This window comes from Sphingomonas xanthus, assembly GCF_007998985.1.
Classification (GTDB): Bacteria; Pseudomonadota; Alphaproteobacteria; order Sphingomonadales; family Sphingomonadaceae; genus Sphingomicrobium; species Sphingomicrobium xanthum.
The window spans coordinates 1,003,284-1,022,226 of the sequence record NZ_CP041659.1 but is presented as its reverse complement, the minus strand read 5'-3'; the positions used below and the strand labels follow the sequence as shown (position 1 = coordinate 1,022,226).

The following is an 18,943-nucleotide window of genomic DNA, read 5'->3' as shown; positions in this document are numbered from 1 at the left end:
GCTTGAAAGCGCGCGGCTTTCCCGCCACTTGGGGGCGGTGCCGCTTCATCTCACCAAGGTTGCCGTGGGCTGTGCTAGCCTGGAAGCCCTGCAGAATCGCATCGCTCGCCGCGTGACGGTCGACCATGAGGTGCGCGTGCCGACCCGAATGCGTCCCAAGCGCATGGCCGAATTGGTGGGCGGTTCGCTCCACTGGATCGTCAAGCATCGGATCGTTGCTCGCCAGCAGATCCTGCGCTTCGACGACCGCAGCGATGGCCGAATCGATATCGTTTGTGCGGCCGATCTTCAGCCGGTCACGCCGCGGGCCAAGCGGGCGCATCAGGGCTGGCGCTATCTCGACGACGAGGCGGCGCCCGGCCTGGATGAAGATCCCACAGGGATGAGCGACCTGCCGCCGCGGCTTTACGGGAAGCTGGCCGCGCTCGCCTTGGTCTGAGCGGGCGAAGCATCGCTGGACGAAGGAAAAAAGAGATGAGCCCTATCGGCATCCGGTGATGCTGGCCGAACCGCGCGCCTTGGCGGTGCAGGCAGGTTGGCCGGTCAGCGCCACCATGGCCATGCCGATGGCATCGACCTTGGCCGAATTGGTGACGGTTGCCCGAACGATCGACGGGCCTTCCGCGCCGATCACGGCGTCGCGAACGATCATTGATTGGCTGTCGAAGCTTGACGTCCCACGAATGGTTGCGGTCATCTTGGCCGCCTTGCCGGCCATCCGTACGCTACCGGCTCCGGAAATGCCGACACGCAGCTGGTCGACATCGGAATGGGCGACATGGGCCATCCCCGGACCCTGGATCGACAGGTCGAACGACAAGCCCTTGATCCGATCAATCATCAGCCCGCCGGCGCCATTGATCCAGGCGGTCGACAGTTCATGGGTGCCGACTTCGATCGTGACGGGTCCGGCAGGTTCGCCGGGATAGCCGCCGGCCGCGCTGTTGCCGCGAACGACGAGCGTTCGGCCGTCGACCCGAATCGACAGGGCGTCGAGAGCGCGCGGCGACCCGGTTGCGCGGGCGAAGGGCGCAACGCCGGTCTTCACGTCGAGCTTATAAGGTCCATCGAGCCGAACCCGGTCGAACCCGGTCACCGAATAGTTGCGCGTGCCCGGAGACGCTGCGCCGGCCGGGAGGCTGGCAAGCACGAGCAGGGCGAGGAGGGGAAGACGATCGATCATCCGCCCATCCTGCTCTCGCATGGTTAACGAAACGTCAAAGCACCTTAGCTGCAGCGCACATTGCCGCTTCCCGCCTTGGTAGCCTTGCACTTTGCGCCGCCGGTCACGTCGACGTTGCCCGAACCCATGATCGACACTTCGGCGTTTTCGCTGGCATTGGCCTCGACGTTGCCCGATCCGGCAATCGATACCTCGGCCGCACGGCTTGCTAGGCCGCCGGCGCGGATATCGCCCGACCCGGCAATCTTCAGGCTCACACTGTCCACCTTGCCGGCCGCTTCGATATCGCCTGACCCGGCAATCGCCAGCTTGACCTTGCCGCCCTCCATTGCACCAAGCTTGAGATCGCCCGACCCGGCAACTTCGCCTTCGAAGTCGCCGCGCATCCTGTCGACGGCAATTCCGCCCGACCCGGCAATAGTCGCGCCACGCAGCGCGGCTGCGTTCACCGTGAATTGCGCAGTCCCATTGTTCCAGTGCCAGCGGAGGCCCTTCTTTTTCCTGGGCATGATCTTCAACGTCCCATCCTCGACCGTCACGTCGGTCTCGGCGAGGAGGTTCGCGCCTCCCCGCGCCGTTACCGGGCCCTGGGTCCCGCTGATCACTCGCACCTCATAGGGGCCGGCGACGGCGATCCGGTCGAACTCCCCGACTTCGTAGCGGCGCTCAACTTCAGGTCCGGCGTCGCGCTCTTCCGCGTCGGCGGAGAAGCTGCAGCCACCGGCGACCAGTGCAGCAGCAGCAGCGGCGATCAGGTAGCGATGGGACATGGCGTCACTCCTCTTTAGCGTATTGCATGACTAATACACCTTGGCAGTGCGCGAAGGCAAGACGTGACATCCAACAAAAAGGGCGCCCGCATCGGGGCGCCCTGATTGTTGGCAGGAAAGCGGTTTAGGCCGCTTCCTTGGCCTTGTTGTGGATCGCGGCAGCCTTGTTGAGGATGTCGAGGATCTTGACCAGCGCGGTCTTTTCGTCGGTCTGTTCCATCGCGCCGAGCTCGCGCGCAAGGCGCGATGAGGCGGCTTCGAAAATCTGTCGTTCCGAATAGCTTTGCTCGGGCTGATCGTCGGCGCGGAACAGGTCGCGGGTCACTTCGGCGATTGACGTCAGGTCGCCCGAATTGATCTTCGCTTCATATTCCTGCGCCCGGCGCGACCACATCGTCCGCTTAACCTTGGGCTTGCCTTTCAGCGTTTCGAGTGCGTCCTTCATCGTCTTGTCGCTCGACAGCTTGCGCATGCCGACCGAGTCCGCCTTGGCGACGGGTACGCGAAGCGTCATTTTCTCTTTCTCGAAACGGAGAACGTAGAGGTCGAGACGGGTTCCCGCGATTTCGGTGCTTTGCAGCTCGACCACCCGGCCGACGCCATGTTTGGGGTAAACCACATAATCGCCAATATCGAAGTTCAGGGCTTTAGCCGCCATTCCGTCACCTTTCCAAGCATCCACCTGTATCACAGCCATTCGACACCGTATCGCCCCCCAATCAGCGACCCCCCGGTCCGGCTACGTCCAAAGTGGATTTGATCCTGCATGAAGCGACCGCCGCGGAAAGCGACGGCCGATGCAATTATATAACAGAAAACGAATTAAATTTCGAGTCCTAGCTGCCGCGGGCTGGATTCATGCTCGTCCAAGATCGAATGTAGGCCAAGACCGAGCAGCCGGATGCCCTTGGGCACCGGAAACAGCGCGTCCAGAAGGTCCAGCCCGATTGCCGCGAACATAGCCTGGTCGGGCACTGGACCAGCCAGGCTGCGCGACCGGCTGATAATCGTGAAATCCGCAAATTTGACCTTCAGCGTGACCGTCCGGCCACGGACCCCGGCCCGCTCGACCCGGGACCAGGCGAAGCCGGCAACCCGCGTCAGCTCCCGACGCAGGTCGTCGCGTGCGACATAGTCGACGTCGAACGTTCTCTCGGCGCTGACCGACTTATAGGGACGGTTGGACTTTACCTCGCGGTCGTCGATTCCTCGTGCAATCATCCAATAGCGTCTCCCGGACGAGCCGAAATGAGCCTCAAGCTGCTCGAGCGGCCAGGCGGCGAGGTCGGCGCCCGTCAGGATTCCCAGTCGCTCCATTTTCGCAGCGGTCACCGGTCCGACCCCGTGGAACCGCTTGACCGGCAGCGTCGCCACGAATTCAGCTCCCCGGTCCGGGGGGATGACGCACAGCCCGTCGGGCTTGTTCTGGTCGCTGGCCAGCTTGGCGATGAACTTGCAATAGCTGACGCCTGCCGATGCGGTCAGTCCGGTCTCGGCCCTTATTCGAGATCGGATTTCCTCGGCGACGGCCCGCGCGCTGCCCAGTCCGCGCCGGTCTTCGGTCACGTCGAGATAGGCTTCGTCAAGGCTGAGCGGCTCGATCTTGTCGGTATAGTCGGCGAAGATCGCCCGGACCTGCTGCGATACGGCGCGATAGACGTCGAAGCGGGGCTTGACGAAAATCAGTTCCGGGCAGCGCCGCCGCGCCATGATCGAGGGCATCGCCGAGCGGACTCCGAAAATCCGGGCCTCGTAGCTTGCGGCGGCGACGACCCCGCGGTGCCCGCCGCCGACCGCGACCGGCTTTCCCCGAAGCGCCGGATCGTCCCGCTGCTCGACGGACGCGTAAAAGGCGTCCATGTCGACATGGATGATCTTGCGCTGGGGAGCCTCGTTCACGGCCCGTTCCCTAGCTTGGCATCGGGGCGGAGTCATGCTTAAGGGCGCGGCAAAGCTTCCCAACAGGACAAATCCATGAACATCCACGAATATCAGGCCAAGGAATTGCTCGCGAAGTTCGGCGTTCCGGTCCCTGCGGGTCATGCCGCGATGAGCGTCGAGGAAGCGGTCGAGGCGGCCGAACGTCTCCCGGGGCCGCTGTGGGTGGTCAAGGCGCAGATCCATGCCGGCGGCCGCGGCAAGGGCAAGTTCAAGGAATTGGGCCCTGATGCCAAGGGCGGCGTCCGGCTTGCCAAGTCGATCGACGATGTTCGCGACCATGCCGCCGACATGCTGGGCAACACGCTGGTTACCATCCAGACCGGCGCAGAGGGCAAGCAGGTCCAGCGCCTGTACATCACCGACGGCGTCGACATCGAAAAGGAATTCTACCTCGCGCTGCTGGTCGACCGCGCGACCGGGCGGATTGCTATCGTCGCCTCGACCGAAGGCGGAATGGACATCGAGGAAGTGGCGCATTCGTCGCCCGAAAAGATCCATACCATTACGATTGACCCGGCGACCGGCCTGATGCCCCACCACGGCCGTGCGGTCGCTGCCGCGCTCGGCCTGACTGGTGACCTCGCCAAGCAGGCCGCCAACGTCACCGCCAAGCTTTACGAAGCCTTCGTCGGCACCGACGCATCGCAGGTCGAAATCAATCCGCTGGCGATTACCGGCGACAACAAGCTGGTGGTGCTCGACGCCAAGGTCGGGTTCGACAGCAACGCCATGTTCCGCCACAAGGACCTGGCGGAACTTCGCGACCTCAGCGAAGAAGATCCGATGGAGATCGAGGCGTCGAAGTACGACCTTGCCTACATCAAGCTCGACGGCAACATCGGCTGCATGGTCAACGGCGCCGGCCTTGCCATGGCAACGATGGACATCATCAAGCTCAATGGCGCGGAGCCGGCCAACTTCCTCGATGTCGGGGGCGGCGCGAACACGGAGAAGGTCACCGCGGCGTTCAAGATCATCCTCAGCGACCCTTCCGTAAAGGGCATCCTGGTGAATATCTTCGGCGGCATCATGCGCTGTGACATTATCGCCGAGGGCATCGTCGCGGCGGCCAAGGAAGTGTCGCTAGGCGTGCCGCTGGTGGTTCGCCTTGAAGGCACCAATGTCCAGCAGGGCAAGGACATTCTGGCGATGAGTGGCTTGCCGATCGTCGCCGCCGACGACCTTGGCGATGCCGCCAAGAAGATCGTCGCCCAGGTCAAAGAATTCGCCTGAGTCTTAGGAGAGACGCATGAAGCTGCTCGTCGCCGTCAAGCGGGTCATCGATTACAACGTCAAGCCGCGGGTCAAGATGGACGGGTCGGGCGTTGACCTGGCCAACGTCAAAATGTCGATGAATCCGTTCGACGAAATCGCGGTCGAGGAAGCCATTCGCCTCAAAGAAAAGGGCGCCGCGACCGAGATTGTCGCGGTCTCGATCGGCCCGGCCAAGGCCCAGGAAACGCTTCGCACCGCGCTGGCGATGGGTGCCGACCGCGCGATCCTCGTCCAGACCGAGGAAGACGTCGAGCCGCTTGCGGTCGCCAAGATTCTGAAGGGCATTGCGAGCGAGGAAAATCCGGACCTGATCATCCTCGGCAAGCAGGCGATCGACGACGACAGCAACCAGGTCGGTCAGATGCTCGCCGCGCTGCTGGACTGGCCGCAGGGCACATTCGCATCGAAGGTCGAGGTTGCCGGAAGCGACCTCAACGTGACCCGCGAAGTTGATGGCGGCCTGGAAACGGTCAAGCTGACGACGCCGGCGGTGGTCACCACCGACCTTCGCCTTAACGAGCCGCGCTATGCCTCGCTTCCGAACATCATGAAGGCCAAGTCGAAGCCGCTGGCGACCAAGTCGCCGGGCGATTTTGGGGTCGATGTCGCGCCTAGGCTCGAAACGCTGAAGGTCACCGAACCCGCCAAGCGCCAGGCCGGCGAAAAGGTCGGCTCGGTCGATGAGCTGGTTGCCAAACTCAAGAGCCTGGGAGTTGCCAAGTGAAGACGCTCGTTCTCGTCGAACATGACGGCACGTCGATCAAGGACGCCACCCTCGCCGCTGTCACCGCTGCGTCGCAGCTTGGCGAAGTCCACCTGCTCGTCGCGGGTTCCGGTGTAGGCGCTGTCGCCGACAGCGCCGCCAAGATCGCCGGCGTCGGCAAGGTCCACGTCGCGGACGCGGCGCACCTTGAGCACCAACTGGCCGAAGACGTCGCGCCGGTCGCCGCCGCGCTGATGGCCGACCATGATGCCTTTCTCGCCCCGGCCACCACCACCGGCAAGAATGTCGCCCCGCGGGTCGCGGCCCTGCTCGACGTTATGCAGATTTCCGACATCCTGTCGGTCGAAGGTGAAGACCTGTTCACGCGGCCGATTTACGCTGGCAACGCCATCGCAACGGTGCGTTCGAAGGATTCGAAGAAGGTCATCACCGTGCGCGGCACCGCGTTCGACAAGGCGGCTGCAGAAGGCGGTACGGGCAGCGTCGAAGCGGTCGACGGTGGCTCAGCCTCGGGCAAGTCGAGCTTTGTCGGCGCTGAACTCAGCAAGTCGGAGCGGCCTGAACTTACCAGCGCCAAGGTCATCGTGTCCGGCGGCCGCGCCTTCGGCTCGAACGAACAATTCCACGCGCTGCTCGACCCGCTTGCCGACAAGCTCGGCGCAGCGGTCGGCGCGTCCCGCGCGGCGGTCGACGCCGGCTATGCGCCCAACGATTATCAGGTTGGCCAGACCGGCAAGATCGTCGCTCCCGAAGTCTATATCGCAATCGGGATTTCGGGCGCGATCCAGCACCTTGCCGGAATGAAGGATTCGAAGACGATCGTCGCGATCAACAAGGACGAAGACGCCCCGATTTTCCAGGTCGCGGACGTCGGCCTGGTCGGCGACCTGTTCAAGATCGTGCCCGATCTTACCGAAAAGCTCTAGGCCTCTACCGCTTGAGATCGCTTGGCAGCGTCGGCTCGCTGAGCAGCTGCGCCATCCGCGCCCACCGTTCCTGGGGGGAGGCGAGCCGTTCGATGTCGGCCCGGACCATGTCCTTGCCAAGCCCATAGTTAATGACATAGCTGCGGTACTGGTCGGTGAAGGCGATGCCCTGCTCGGCCCGTTCCTTCGACTGCAGCTGATATTTCTGCGCCAGCCGCACCGCCTCGGCCCGGTCGATCCTGCCTTCCAGATAGTCGCGGGCAATGGTGAAGCGTGCCCCGGCGAGGTCGCGCATCGCGCGGGTCAGTTCGAGGTATTTGCCGGCGTCCGCCACCGGGAGCCCGGCGAGCGGGTAAAGGGCTTCCGTCTCGAAGGCCAGCTGCTCGTCGCCGGGAAAGGCAAGGTCGATCCCATAATTGGCCGATCCTTCGGCGATCAGCGATTGCGGTGAAAAGAGCGGATAGACGCTGAATTCGATCCAGCCGCGTTCCTTTGTCAGCTTCTGCTCAAGCAGGGCATTTAACACGTGATGCCCCGGATAGCCTTCGTGGCAGCCAAGATCGACCGCGCGACTGATGCGGATCGGCAGGTCGGTGTTGATCTCGATCCGGCTATGGGCGTCGCCCTGGTAATAATTATAGCCGCTCCAGCTCTTGCCGGTGACGAAGGCCATGTCGAACCGTTCGTCCGCGGGAAGCGCGATATGGGCGAGCGTGCGCCGCTTGCACTCGGCGATCGCGGCATCGAACACCGGCTTCAGTCGCTCGGTCGGGATGTTGAACCGGTCCTGAAATGCATTGACCCGGTCCGACAGCGCGCCATCGCCGGGTACCAGCTGGTCGATCCGGGCCAGCACGGGGTCGTAGTCCGACAGCGGCTTCAACTGGGGAGTGACCCCGAACAGTCCCCGGGCCTCTTCGGCGAACGACAGTTTTTCGCCCTTGAGCATGCGCAGCCGGGTCGCCGCGGCGGTCAACTGCGCGGCAAGGAAGCGCGCACGGCGCCGGTCCATCGCGTCGCCTTCCCCGGCGGCCGCCTCGACCCGTCCGAGCAGGTTCGCGGTCCGTTTGGCCAGAACATCAATGTCTTGCTTAGGCGCCTCGGCCTCGGCCCGCGCCTTGATTTCGGCAGGCCCGTAATAGGCGTCGATATAGCCTTCTTCCTTTTCGCCGATCGTCAGGCTGAGCAGGACATAATCGCGCGCGATGGCGTCGAGGCTGTCGGATGGTGCCGGCTTGTCCTGCACCTGGCAGGCGGCGAGCGATATCAGGGCAAGGGCAGCGGTCAGGCGACGGAACATGGCAAACCCTCAAAGGACGAGGCCATGTCTTTCCGGGCTGGTTGCTCCCGCGTCAACCGCGCGGGCAGCAAAACGGGCTCGCTCGGGAGGATGGAGCGAGCCCGCTAGGGTTGTTGCGACCAGTTTTACTGGTTGTTTTCGCTGGGCTCTTCGGTCGAGCCGCCAGCCGAGCCCGAGGCCGAGCCTTCGGCGGAACCGCTGCCGCTCAGCGAGCTCGTCAAGCTTCCGCTGGGAACGCGGCCGGCGAGATTGCCGGTGGCTTTGCCCGCAGCCGAGGCCGCACCCGAGGCAGTGGCGCGAGCGTTACCGGCAGCATTGCCCGCCGCTTGCGCCGCAGCGTTGGCCGTGGCGCCGGCACGGGCCTGCGCCTGGCCTGCGACGTTAGTTACGCGATTGCGCACCGCGCCGACCGTATTGGCAAGCTGATCGGTACCGATCAGCTGGGCATTGGCGCCGGCATTACCGCTGGCGGAGCCATCAACCGAGGACGAGCCGGCGAGGCCGACCGCCTGGCCGAGACCGTTGGCGCCTACCGCGCCGCTCGCGACGCTGCTGACCGAACCGGTGAGGCCGGCGTTGGCGCTGGCGCTGCCGCTGCGCGTATCAAGAGCACGGTCTACCGACAGGGCGCCGTTGACGCTGTTGCTGAGGCCGCCCGTCACATTGCCGACAATCGAACCATTGCCAATCGTGCCGTTGACGACGCCGCTAACGGTGCCACCAAGGCCGCCGCTGCCGCCAAGCAGCTGGGCATGGGCGGGAGTGGCCACCATGGCGGCGCCAAGCAGGGTCGCGCTGAGAAGATGGGTTTTCAACATGTAAATTCTCCTTCGTCCGTGGGGCGATTGCTCGTCCCCTCTGCTCAGGAAAACGGCGGCATGTTCGGACTTCTTCCCTGCCGGCGAAGAAAATTATTTCAGGCCAACCGCTTTTGGCGCGACGCGGCATGTCCCGCAGACGATACCGCGGCCAACCTTGCCCTTGCCGGGCACCGCTTCGCGGGCCAGCGAAGCCGGGCCGCGGGCTGCAGCCAGCCGAGCCGAGACCAGCGGCGCCGCGAAGCTCGTTCCGCGCACTTCGGTGAACCCCTTGCCGGGCATGGCAGCAACAAGGTCGGCACCCGGCGCCGCAAAGTCGAGATGCGGCGAGCGTCCCGCTTCGCGAAGCGCACGATTGGAGGCGTCGACCCCGGTGACCGCGATCACTCCGGGATAGGAAGCCGGATATTGCGGCGGTGCCGCAGGACCATCATTGCCGACCGCGGCGACGATCCCGATCCTGCGCGCCTGCAGCGCCGCAATCGCGCGGGCGAGAATGCGGTTGGCCGGGCCGACCAGGCTGATGTTGATCACTTCCGGCTGCTTGCTCGCCGCCCAGGCCAGCGCCTTGACGATGACCGAGGCGGAGCCTGCTGCTGGGTTGCCGCCATAGACGTCCCCGACGAAGAGTTGGGCGCCGGTGGCCGCGCCGCGAAAGACACCCTCGTTGCCGACGAGCAAGGAACCCACCGCGGTGCCATGACCGGTCGGCTGGGCAGGACCGGCAAAGCCCCGCTGCTCGATCGCGGCGCGGGCCATGCTGCTATGCGAAGCGACCCCTCCGTCGATCATCGCTATCTTTGTTCCGACGCGAAACGGCGTCGATGCGGCGAGGCTCGCGCCAGCCGCAGTAGCAAGTGCGCCTCCCGCCGGTTCAAAGACATGATTATAATCCGCATCGAGGGTCGGCGCGATCTTCGCCAGCCGCTTGCGTCCATCGCGAACGTTCATTCCCCGCGGCACCGACAGGGTAACGATCCGCAAGCCAAGCTCGCCCGCCCGATCGTCACGAAGGATGCGGAACCCCGCCCCAGCGGCCAGCGCGAGAGACTGGGCGTCGGGGTCGGCGACCAGCAGCTCGCCCTTGCGAACGGGCTGGCCGTCATTGTCGCGATCAAGCGTGTCGCGGTTCGCCCGGATCAGCGCTTCAAGCCGCATCCGGCGAAGGTCTACGAGACGTGAGGGGGCGGATTCGACGACGTCCAGCAGTGGGGAGACCCGATCCAACGTAGGCGCGACAGCTTGCTGGCCCGTGCCGGAGTTGCCCGTAATCGAGTCCAGCTGGCGATCGACGCTGTTGCCAATGCCTCCAACGGTTTGCCCGATGCCGCCAATGACGCCGCCACCCGTGGGACCACCGCCGAGAAGTCCGCCGCCGCCCCCCAAAAGCTGGGCAGAAGCCGCCGTAGCGCTAAGCGCCACGGCGATGGCAAAAGACATGGCAGTGTGTTTGGACATTGGATGAAGCCTTTTCTATTCCTTTGTGGATGAAACGTCGAACTCCCGCCGTTTCATCCCCATGAGGTGCAATGACCCCTTCTTCAACGTTCGATCAGGAACTGGCTGCGATCTGGCCCCGGTTGCGCCGGTTCGCCTATTCGCTCGCCCGCGACCCCACGGATGGCGACGATCTGGCGCAGATGGCGGCGGAGAAAGCGTTCAAGTCCTTTCATCAGTTCCAGCCGGGCACGCGATTCGACAGTTGGCTGTTCCGCATTTGCCGGACGGTGTGGATCGACACGGTGCGCTCAAACCGGCGACGGGTCTCACACGAGGCGCCCGCCGAACTAGGGGAAATCATCGGGTTCGACCCGCGTCCGGGTGCCGAGGCGGCGATCGATCTGGCGCGGGCGATGGACGCCATGAACCGGCTTCCCGACGAGCAGCGCGAAATAGTTTCGCTGATCCTGATCGAAGGGTTTGGCTACCGCGAAGCAGCGGAAATCTTGGATCAGCCCATCGGCACCGTGTCGAGCCGGCTGGCGCGTGGGCGGCAGGCGTTGATGACGCTGCTTGGCGAAGGTGAATGACATGATCACGGACGAAATCTTTTTCGCGTGGCTCGATGGCGAGCTGGATGAGGCCGAAAGCCGGCGCGTCGGCATTGCCATCGCGGCTGATCCCGTGCTTGCCGAACGCGCACGGCAACACCGTGCGATGCAGGCGGACCTGACCAGGGCCTTCGACCCGATCCTGGCCTCCGCCGTCGCGCCGCCCACTTTCGGCTCGGCCCCGGTCGTCGACCTGGCCGCTGCTCGCGAGCGGCGGGCTGAGCACCGCGCATCGTTCGGCGTTCCTCAATGGGCAGCGATGGCGGCGACGCTGGCGATCGGCTTCTTCGGTGGGCAGATGGCGCTGGTCGGCGGTGCGGCCAGTGGCCCGGTGAAAGTCGTATCCGGCCGGATGGTTGCTGCAGCGGGCCTGGAAGACGCGCTTGCGGTGAGGTTGGCAAGTGCGCCCGCCGCCGATGGCGCGCGGATCGGCCTGACGTTCCGGGACAAGGCGGGCGCCATTTGCCGCACGTTCGACGATGGCGCTGCTACGGGCCTCGCCTGCCGGCGCGGAAACGATTGGGAGGTCGACGGACTATTCAGCTCCGGTAGCGGCACGTCCGACTATCGCATGGCAGCGGGCGACGACCCCCGGCTGGCCGCGCTGGTCGACGCGCGGATCGCCGGCGAGCCCTTCGATGCAGGCCAGGAACAGGCGGCCCGGAGCCGCGACTGGCGCTAGCGCGGTCGGCCGGGTTCGTCGGCGCCGAACAGGTGCCCGGCTTCCTCCGCATAGATTTGGCTGCCTTCGACCGCCTTGGTGAAGCGCAGGAACAGATAGCCGACAATGGCCGAGAGCAGCGAGCCGGCAAGCACGCCGATCTTCGCCTGGTCGATCAATTGCTGATTGCCAGGAAATGCCAGGGCGCCGATGAACAGGCTCATGGTGAAGCCGATCCCGCATAGCAGTGAAGCGCCATAGATCTGGCGCCAGCGCGTACCGGGCGGTCGTTTCGCCAAGCCCACCTTTACCGTCAGCCAGACGGCGGTGAATATGCCAAGCTGCTTGCCCACGAACAGGCCAAGCAGGATGCCGAGCGGCAACGGCGCGAGGATCGCATCGATCCCGCCCGTCAGCGCCACGCCAGCGGAGGCGAAGCCGAATAGCGGGACTACTCCGAACATCACCCAGGGGTGGATCTTATGTTCCAGGTGCCTGAGCGGGGAATAGGGTTCGTCCTTGCCAAGCGGAACCGTCATCGCGGCCAGCACGCCCGCGATGGTCGCATGAACCCCGCTTGCCAGCACCAGCAGCCACAACAGCACGAACCCGACCAGATAAGGCCATAACCGCCGGACCCCGAATTGCCCCAAGGCGGCCATTGCACCGGTCAGCACAAGCGCACCGGCGAGCGCCGCGACGTCGAGTTCTGCGGTGTAGAATAGGGCGATGATCAGGACCGCGCCGATGTCATCCACGATGGCGATGGTGACCAGCAGAAGCTTGATCATTGGCGGTGCCTGCCGTCCGAGGATCGCGAGCACGCCGATCGCAAAGGCGATATCGGTTGCTGCCGGGATCGCCCAGCCATGGCCAAGCTCGGGATCGCCGCCTACCACCACGATGTAGATCAGCGCCGGGACCGCCATCCCGGCGACCGCAGCAATGATCGGCAAGCGGCGCTCGGCGGGGCTCGATAGCCGGCCCTCAAGCCATTCACGCTTCACTTCAAGTCCGACCAGCAGAAAGAAAACTGCCATCAGCGCGTCGGCAATCCACAAGTGGAGGTCGAACTGTCCGTAGCGCGGCATGACCGGCCCGACCTTGATGTGCAGCAAATGCTGATAGGCCTCGGCCAGTGGCGAGTTGGCAGCAATGAGTGCGACCGTCGCCGAGGCGATCAGGGCAAGGCCGGCCTGCTTTTCGAGTTGTTGCTGTCTGGACGCATCGATAGCCATGCTTCCGCCTAACGCGGCGGGCCGGGTGGGCCAAGGGAAAGTGGCCAATTCCTTGAGAAAATTATGGTGCCCAGGGACGGGATCGAACCGCCGACACTGCGATTTTCAGTCGCATGCTCTACCAACTGAGCTACCTGGGCCCACATAAAAAGCGCCGGACGGCGCTGCGAGCGAGGGCGTCCCTAGCCCTCGCTCCCGTCGCTGTCCAGCCCTTCGATGTCGGCGGGTGGACCGGCGATTCGATAGCCACCATCGAGCCATCGCAGCAGGTCGCGATCCTTGCATCCGCGGCTACAAAATGGCGTGTGAACGGCGCTGGGCGGCTGGCCGCACAAAGGACAGGGTTTAGGCTTGTTCGGCATATCCGGCGGACATGGCGAGTGATGGGTCGGGGCGCAAGGTTACCGACCCGCCGACCACGCGTTCTAACTGTCTCAGCCAGTCGGCGTTGCGCTCCAGTTCGGCGACAAGCCGGGGATGGGCGACGAGCCGGATCGTGCCCGTTTCGCGGCTTACGCTGCGGACCAGGTCGAGCGCTTCAAACCGCGGCCGGTCGGATGCAAGTTCGAACGAGGAAGCGTGACGGCGCGGGCGAACCAGCTGGACGAAGCCGAAACCGTTGACCGCGGTGCGCTCGAACGGCTTCGGCAAAAGCGCGTCGATCGCTTCGCCTGCCGATTGGCGAGCGGCCTTGCTGTCGAGCGTGGGCAGGTCGATCCCGATCGATCCGGCAATTCCGTGCCGGCGAATGGCCAGCGCCGCCGCGCCAGCGCCCGCGATCGCCAGTTCCTGGGGAGAAAGCGTCCCGTCGACATCGATCAGCGTCATTGCCGGGGTCAGCGAAACGCGGAGGCCGCCGCCGGGGAAGCCGATTATGCCCGACCGAGCTTCGTCGACCAATTCGCGCCAGCCAGCCTCGTCGAGCAACGGGGATTCGCGGGGATAGAGAAGTGCGCGGCCCTCGAACGCGGGCGCGGGGCAGGGAGGACGGTCGCTAATCCGCCCGAGCGGCCGTTTCCAGCCTTCGCTTCCCGTAAGCGCTTCGCGAACCACTTCGACCTGGACAGCGGCACCTTCCGTTGCGCGTCCGGATCCGGAAGGGAGCAGATATTCGACATCGTCGGCGACGGCGATGGCGTTGCGCCCGGTCCGCTTCAGTCTTGCGGTCAAGATCGTCCCAGCGGCCAGCACCCCATCACGCAGGATGCGGGCTTCGACGATCCTACCATGGTCGACCAGCGCGGCCCGAGTCTCGCCGATCCCGCGTTCGATCCACCATTCAGGCAAGCGGGAGCCCCGCGGATCTGAGCAGCAGGCGAGTCTCGGCCAGCGGAAGGCCTACAACGTTTGAATAACTTCCGGCGATGTGGCGAACATAGACTTCGCCATAGCCTTGGAGCGCATAGCCCCCGGCTTTCCCATGCCATTCGCCGTGCGACGCGTAAAAATCGATCTCTTCTGGGCTTAACCGCTTCATCGCTATCATCGTCTCCACCAGCCGGTGGCGCCCAGGCTTGCCCGGTATCGCCAGCGCGACGCCGGTCAGCACCCGATGGCGCCGACCCGACAGAAGCGCCATGCACGCGCGCAAAGTCTCCTCATCCTCGACCTTGGGAAGGATCCTGCGGCCGACCGCAACGACGGTGTCGGCAGCCAGCACTAGTGCATCGGGATGGCGTTGAGCGACCGCCCCGGCCTTTTCGATGGCAAGGCGCAGGGCGTGGGTACGGGGTAGTTCCCCGGCGGGAACGCTTTCGTCGATATGCGCCGGATCGACCGCGTCGGGCGTGACTCCGATCCGGGCCAGCAAATCGAGGCGACGGGGACTCGCCGAGGCGAGGACCAGCTTCATTTAGGCCGAGGGGCCGGGGCCTCCGCGGCCGGGCATGAAGCGATAGGTGATGCGGCCCTTGGTCAGGTCGTAGGGCGTCAATTCGACCAGCACCTCATCGCCGGTCAGCACGCGGATACGGTTCTTGCGCATCTTGCCCGCGGTGTGGCCGAGAATCTCGTGACCATTCTCCAGTTCGACGCGGAACATCGCATTGGGCAGCAGTTCGACCACCCGTCCGCGCATCTCCAGAAGTTCTTCCTTGGCCATTCAAATCCTTGCGAGCTGAAATTCAGGTTGGCGGCTCATAGCCGCAGAGCGTTCCAAAAGAAAGGCGGGCGGAAAGTTGCCCTTCCGCCCGCCGTTCATGCCGGTCCCGCCTAGGCCGCGCCGTGACCCGCAAGGGCCGCGAGCAGCAGCAGCGCGACGATGTTGGTGATCTTGATCATCGGGTTGACCGCTGGGCCAGCCGTATCCTTGTACGGGTCGCCAACCGTGTCGCCGGTGACGGCAGCCTTGTGCGCTTCCGATCCCTTGCCGCCGAAATTCCCGTCTTCGATATATTTCTTGGCATTGTCCCAGGCGCCGCCGCCCGAGGTCATCGAGATGGCCACGAACAGGCCGGAAACAATCACGCCCAGCAGCAGCGCGCCGGTTGCCGCCAATCCATTCTCCTGGCCGGCGACCGCGCCGATCACGAAATAAACGACGATCGGGGCCAGCACCGGAAGCAGTGACGGGATGATCATTTCCTTGATCGCCGCCTTGGTCACCAAGTCGACGGTTCGCGCGTAATTGGGGCGAACAGACCCGTCCATGATGCCCGGATTGTCGCGGAACTGGCCGCGGACTTCCTCGACGACAGCGCCGCCGGCCCGGCCGACCGCGGTCATGGCCATCGCTCCGAACAGGTAGGGGAGAAGCGCGCCCAGCAGCAAACCGACGATGACATAGGGATTGGTAAGGCTGAACATCGTGTTGAGGTCGGAGGTAACACCGATCTCGCTTCCGAAGACGCGCAGGTCTTCGGTGAACGCGCTGAACAGCACCAGGGCCGCGAGCCCGGCGGAACCGATCGCATAGCCCTTGGTCACCGCCTTGGTGGTGTTGCCAACCGCGTCGAGCGCATCGGTGCGATGACGAACCTCATCCTCAAGCCCCGACATTTCGGCGATACCGCCGGCATTGTCGGTAACCGGGCCATAGGCATCGAGCGCGACGACCATTCCCGCCAGCGCGAGCATGGCCGACGCCGCGAACGCGACGCCGAGGAGTCCAGCCAGCTGGAAGCTGGTGATCACGCCGGCGATGATGACGATGGTCGGCAATGCGGTCGATTCCAGGCTAATCGCCAGGCCTTGGATGACGTTGGTGCCATGGCCGGTCTGCGACGCCTTGGCGATTGACTTGACCGGCCGATAGTTGGTGCCGGTGTAATATTCGGTGATCCACACGATGAGGGCAGTGACCGCGAGGCCAACGAAGCTCGCCCAGACCAGGTTGATCGCCGGGAAGCTGAGGCCGCCGGTGGTGGCGATGGTCTGGTTGAGGTCGCCCAGGGCATAGGTCGCGGCAAACCAGATCGCCGGAACCGCAAGCGCGGTCGTGGTCCAGAAGCCCTTGTAGAGGGCCCCCATGATGGATTCTTTCTTCCCCAGCCGGACCATGTAGGTGCCAATGATCGACGTAATGATGCAAACGCCGCCGATCAGCAGCGGCAGGCTCATCAGCGGGAGGAGCTGCGCGCCCGATACCAGCAGTGCGATCATCACCATGGTGATGCCGACGGTCACGACATAGGTTTCGAACAGGTCGGCGGCCATGCCGGCGCAATCCCCGACATTGTCGCCCACATTATCGGCGATCACCGCCGGGTTGCGGGGGTCGTCCTCCGGAATGCCGGCTTCGACCTTGCCGACCAGGTCGGCGCCGACGTCAGCGGCCTTGGTGAAAATGCCGCCGCCGAGACGCGCGAAGATCGACACCAGCGAGGCGCCGAGCGCGAGCGCGGTCAACGCAGTGACGACCTGACGGTCATTCGGCGCCATGCCCATCGGTCCGGTCAGGACATAAAAGAGGACGGCAATCGCAAGCAGCGCGAGGCCCGCAACCAGCATGCCGGTGACGGCTCCGGCGCGAAACGCCACCGTCAGGCCGTTCTGGAGGCCGATGCGCGCGGCTTCGGCCGTGCGCACATTGGCCCGAACGGAAATGTTCATGCCGATGAATCCGGCGACCCCCGACAGGATCGCGCCGACGGCGAACCCCGCAGCGCTGAGCCCGCCAAGGAACAGGTAGACCAGGACGGCAACCGCGACGCCGACGACGGTGATGGCGGTATATTGGCGGCGCAGGTAGGCGGAGGCGCCTTCCTGGATCGCCTCGGCCACTTCGACCATGCGTGCGTTGCCGGGCGAGGCGCGAAGCACCTGCTGGCTGGTAAGGATGCCGTAAAGCAGCGCGATAACGCCGCAGGCAATCGCCAAGAAGACCAGATTCATGTGGTGAAAGACCCCCATTTGATCAAAGGGCGGGAAGGCCGCCGGATGAAATCAGGGGGAAGGTGTAACGGCGTTTATGGCCGTGGCAACCCGGCTGTTCCGGGGCGCTCAGTGAAGCAGCAAAGCGGTGCCCATGCCCGAGGCGAGGCCAAGTGCGGCAATGACCCATTGACGGGTGCTAAGCGCGGCGATGTTCATACCCAAGTCGCTCCGGTAGCGGCACTTCGCCGCCCGCATCGGCCAGGGTCATTCCCGTGCCGTTGGACAGCGTGCCGATCCGCTGGATGATCGTCCCTGCTGGTAAAGAAACTCCTAACGGGTCGATGTCCGCCGGAAGCGCGACGAGCAGCGCATAATCGTCGCCACCGGTGGCCGCCGCGATCCGCGCGCTCCGGCCGGCACCCCGCTCGGCGATGAACGCGCGCGAAAGCGGCAGAGCGGCCAGGTCGATATGGATTGCAAGGCCGCTCGCCTCGGCCAGTCGCGATGCATCGATCAGCAGTCCATCGGACACGTCCATCATGGCGCTGGCAAGGGGCGCCAGAAGCCGCCCCACCGCAAGCTGGGGAACGGGCCGGCGATAGGCCTCGACGAGTGGCCCCTCGGCCTTTCCGTCGCTGGCTAGAAGCGCGAGGCCCGCTGCGGCGTCTCCGACCGTTCCGACCAGCCAAAGCTGGTCGCCGGCGCTGGCGCCCGAGCGGGCCGGCACGGGGCCATGATTTTCGCCGATGGCAGTCAGGCCGAAAATGCGCGGCGCGCCCGGAGGAAGCGCGATTGTGTCTCCGCCTACCAGCGGCAGGCCATAGGTCTCGCAGGCCGCAGCAACCCCGCCAAGGAATTTCTCGTCCCATTCCGGATCGCTTGACAGGCACACGCCCATCAGAGCCGCGACGGGCTTCGCGCCCTTTCCCGCAAGGTCGCTCAGGTTGACCGTAACCAGTTTCCAACCGACTGAGGCGGGCGGGTCGTCGGGGAGGAAATGCACGCCTTCGGCAATCATGTCGTGAGTCAATACCAACGAACCCATTACCGCGGCATCGTCGGCGAGACCGCGGGCCGCCGGGTCGGTCGCGATCCGGCGCAGTCGGGCGATCAGCTCTTTTTCGCCGCTATTCATGACATAGGGACCCCGGGACTGCTGAACATCGCGCCGTCCTTATAGACCGGGGAAGGACGATAGATGAAAAGCCGCGAATTCCGGGGACTCCGAATGACTAATCGGTCGGGGCGTCCAGCGACCCGGCGAGGGCTGGCCTTCAGGCGGACCGCGCCGACTTCGCGATTGCGTCGAGGATGCCATTGACGAAGCCTTTTTCGCGCTTGTCGTAAAAGGCATCGGCGACATCGACATATTCACTGATGACGCTGGCTACGGGGACGTCCTGGCGGGCAAGCAGTTCATAGGCGCCGACCCGAAGGATCGCTTTCATCGGCCGATCCAGCCGCTCGAGGCTCCAGCCCTCGGCGAGCCGCTCATTGATCAGCGCGTCGACCTCCTCGCGGCGCGCCAGCGTGCCGCTGACAAGATCATCGAAGAAGCTGACTTCCGCCTCGGCATAGGTCTCGCCCTCGATCGTCGCCCCGAGCCGGTGGTCGTGGAATTCATGGATCAGTCGCGCTGCCGGCGTGCCTTCCATATCCTGCTGGTAAAGCGCCTGGACGGCGGCGAGCCGGGCGGCGGAGCGGGAGAGGGAGCGAGTCATGACCGCGGCGCCTGTAGCCGC

21 protein-coding genes and 1 tRNA gene are annotated in these 18,943 nt (G+C 64.7%); 6 read left to right on the top strand and 16 right to left on the bottom strand.

Annotated elements, in window-relative coordinates; translation table 11 throughout:
* The first annotated feature begins 37 nt into the window (after positions 1 to 37).
* Positions 38 to 439, top strand: coding sequence for a DUF1489 family protein (locus FMM02_RS05130; protein ID WP_147493852.1), 402 nt, complete (start codon positions 38 to 40; stop codon positions 437 to 439).
* A gap of 42 nt (positions 440 to 481) precedes the next feature.
* Here the strand turns inward: FMM02_RS05130 and FMM02_RS05125 are convergent, their stop codons facing one another.
* The 4 genes from FMM02_RS05125 to dinB all read right to left on the bottom strand — a co-directional run bounded on the left by FMM02_RS05125 (position 482) and on the right by dinB (position 3,888).
* The gene (locus tag FMM02_RS05125) at positions 482 to 1,183 is read right to left on the bottom strand and encodes a GIN domain-containing protein (RefSeq protein ID WP_187107852.1); all 702 of its coding nucleotides are present in this window, start codon (positions 1,181 to 1,183) and stop codon (positions 482 to 484) included.
* A 44-nt stretch (positions 1,184 to 1,227) separates the two neighbouring features.
* Entirely contained in the window at positions 1,228 to 1,953 is a 726-nt protein-coding gene (locus FMM02_RS05120) for a head GIN domain-containing protein (protein WP_147493850.1), read from the bottom strand.
* A gap of 124 nt (positions 1,954 to 2,077) precedes the next feature.
* On the bottom strand, positions 2,078 to 2,611 hold the full coding sequence (locus FMM02_RS05115) for a CarD family transcriptional regulator (protein WP_147493849.1): 534 nt from the start codon (positions 2,609 to 2,611) through the stop codon (positions 2,078 to 2,080).
* 164 nt (positions 2,612 to 2,775) lie between these two features.
* On the bottom strand, positions 2,776 to 3,888 hold the full coding sequence (gene dinB, locus FMM02_RS05110) for a DNA polymerase IV (RefSeq protein WP_147493848.1): 1,113 nt from the start codon (positions 3,886 to 3,888) through the stop codon (positions 2,776 to 2,778).
* A gap of 39 nt (positions 3,889 to 3,927) precedes the next feature.
* Between dinB and sucC the strand changes: the two genes are divergently transcribed.
* The 3 genes from sucC to FMM02_RS05095 are packed head-to-tail and all read left to right on the top strand — an operon-like array spanning position 3,928 to position 6,819.
* Entirely contained in the window at positions 3,928 to 5,127 is a 1,200-nt protein-coding gene (gene sucC, locus FMM02_RS05105; protein ID WP_147493847.1) for an ADP-forming succinate--CoA ligase subunit beta, read from the top strand.
* Between the two features lie 16 nt (positions 5,128 to 5,143).
* A complete protein-coding gene (locus FMM02_RS05100) occupies positions 5,144 to 5,893 on the top strand; it encodes an electron transfer flavoprotein subunit beta/FixA family protein (protein WP_147493846.1) in 750 nt (249 codons plus the stop codon).
* Positions 5,890 to 6,819 carry an electron transfer flavoprotein subunit alpha/FixB family protein gene (locus FMM02_RS05095; RefSeq protein ID WP_147493845.1) on the top strand — a complete coding sequence of 310 codons (930 nt, stop codon included), beginning with the start codon at positions 5,890 to 5,892 and terminating at the stop codon, positions 6,817 to 6,819. The genes FMM02_RS05100 and FMM02_RS05095 overlap by 4 nt, the downstream gene beginning before the upstream one ends.
* A 4-nt stretch (positions 6,820 to 6,823) precedes the next feature.
* Here the strand turns inward: FMM02_RS05095 and FMM02_RS05090 are convergent, their stop codons facing one another.
* From FMM02_RS05090 to FMM02_RS05080, 3 genes are all read right to left on the bottom strand, one after another.
* Positions 6,824 to 8,119, bottom strand: coding sequence for a hypothetical protein (locus FMM02_RS05090; RefSeq protein ID WP_187107851.1), 1,296 nt, complete (start codon positions 8,117 to 8,119; stop codon positions 6,824 to 6,826).
* Between the two features lie 125 nt (positions 8,120 to 8,244).
* Complete coding sequence (locus FMM02_RS05085) at positions 8,245 to 8,937, bottom strand: hypothetical protein (protein ID WP_147493844.1); 693 nt, start codon at positions 8,935 to 8,937, stop codon at positions 8,245 to 8,247.
* Between the two features lie 93 nt (positions 8,938 to 9,030).
* On the bottom strand, positions 9,031 to 10,377 hold the full coding sequence (locus tag FMM02_RS05080; protein ID WP_147494976.1) for a S8 family serine peptidase: 1,347 nt from the start codon (positions 10,375 to 10,377) through the stop codon (positions 9,031 to 9,033).
* A gap of 89 nt (positions 10,378 to 10,466) precedes the next feature.
* On the opposite strand from FMM02_RS05080, the gene FMM02_RS05075 reads away from it, so the two are divergent.
* Entirely contained in the window at positions 10,467 to 10,967 is a 501-nt protein-coding gene (locus FMM02_RS05075) for an RNA polymerase sigma factor (RefSeq protein WP_147493843.1), read from the top strand.
* A gap of 1 nt (position 10,968) precedes the next feature.
* Positions 10,969 to 11,670, top strand: coding sequence for an anti-sigma factor family protein (locus FMM02_RS05070; protein WP_147493842.1), 702 nt, complete (start codon positions 10,969 to 10,971; stop codon positions 11,668 to 11,670).
* On the opposite strand, the gene nhaA is transcribed toward FMM02_RS05070, so the two are convergent.
* The 9 genes from nhaA to nusB form a co-directional block, all read right to left on the bottom strand.
* Entirely contained in the window at positions 11,667 to 12,887 is a 1,221-nt protein-coding gene (gene nhaA / locus FMM02_RS05065; RefSeq protein WP_147493841.1) for a Na+/H+ antiporter NhaA, read from the bottom strand. The two genes, FMM02_RS05070 and nhaA, sit on opposite strands and share 4 nt — an antisense overlap.
* A gap of 64 nt (positions 12,888 to 12,951) precedes the next feature.
* Positions 12,952 to 13,027, bottom strand: a tRNA-Phe gene (locus tag FMM02_RS05060).
* A 42-nt stretch (positions 13,028 to 13,069) separates the two neighbouring features.
* On the bottom strand, positions 13,070 to 13,249 hold the full coding sequence (locus FMM02_RS05055; protein WP_147493840.1) for a DNA gyrase inhibitor YacG: 180 nt from the start codon (positions 13,247 to 13,249) through the stop codon (positions 13,070 to 13,072).
* Entirely contained in the window at positions 13,233 to 14,174 is a 942-nt protein-coding gene (locus FMM02_RS05050) for a ribonuclease (RefSeq protein ID WP_147493839.1), read from the bottom strand. Before FMM02_RS05050 ends, FMM02_RS05055 begins: the two co-directional genes overlap by 17 nt.
* Positions 14,167 to 14,739, bottom strand: a complete 573-nt coding sequence (locus tag FMM02_RS05045; protein ID WP_147493838.1) for a Maf family protein — start codon at positions 14,737 to 14,739, stop codon at positions 14,167 to 14,169. The genes FMM02_RS05050 and FMM02_RS05045 overlap by 8 nt, the downstream gene beginning before the upstream one ends.
* On the bottom strand, positions 14,740 to 14,988 hold the full coding sequence (gene infA, locus FMM02_RS05040; RefSeq protein ID WP_147493837.1) for a translation initiation factor IF-1: 249 nt from the start codon (positions 14,986 to 14,988) through the stop codon (positions 14,740 to 14,742).
* A gap of 110 nt (positions 14,989 to 15,098) precedes the next feature.
* Entirely contained in the window at positions 15,099 to 17,219 is a 2,121-nt protein-coding gene (locus FMM02_RS05035; protein ID WP_147493836.1) for a sodium-translocating pyrophosphatase, read from the bottom strand.
* A 178-nt stretch (positions 17,220 to 17,397) separates the two neighbouring features.
* Complete coding sequence (gene thiL / locus FMM02_RS05030; protein ID WP_147493835.1) at positions 17,398 to 18,336, bottom strand: thiamine-phosphate kinase; 939 nt, start codon at positions 18,334 to 18,336, stop codon at positions 17,398 to 17,400.
* A 139-nt stretch (positions 18,337 to 18,475) separates the two neighbouring features.
* Positions 18,476 to 18,922 (bottom strand): transcription antitermination factor NusB, encoded by a 447-nt coding sequence (nusB, locus tag FMM02_RS05025; protein ID WP_147493834.1) that lies wholly within the window; start codon positions 18,920 to 18,922, stop codon positions 18,476 to 18,478.
* Positions 18,923 to 18,943: the final 21 nt, after the last annotated feature.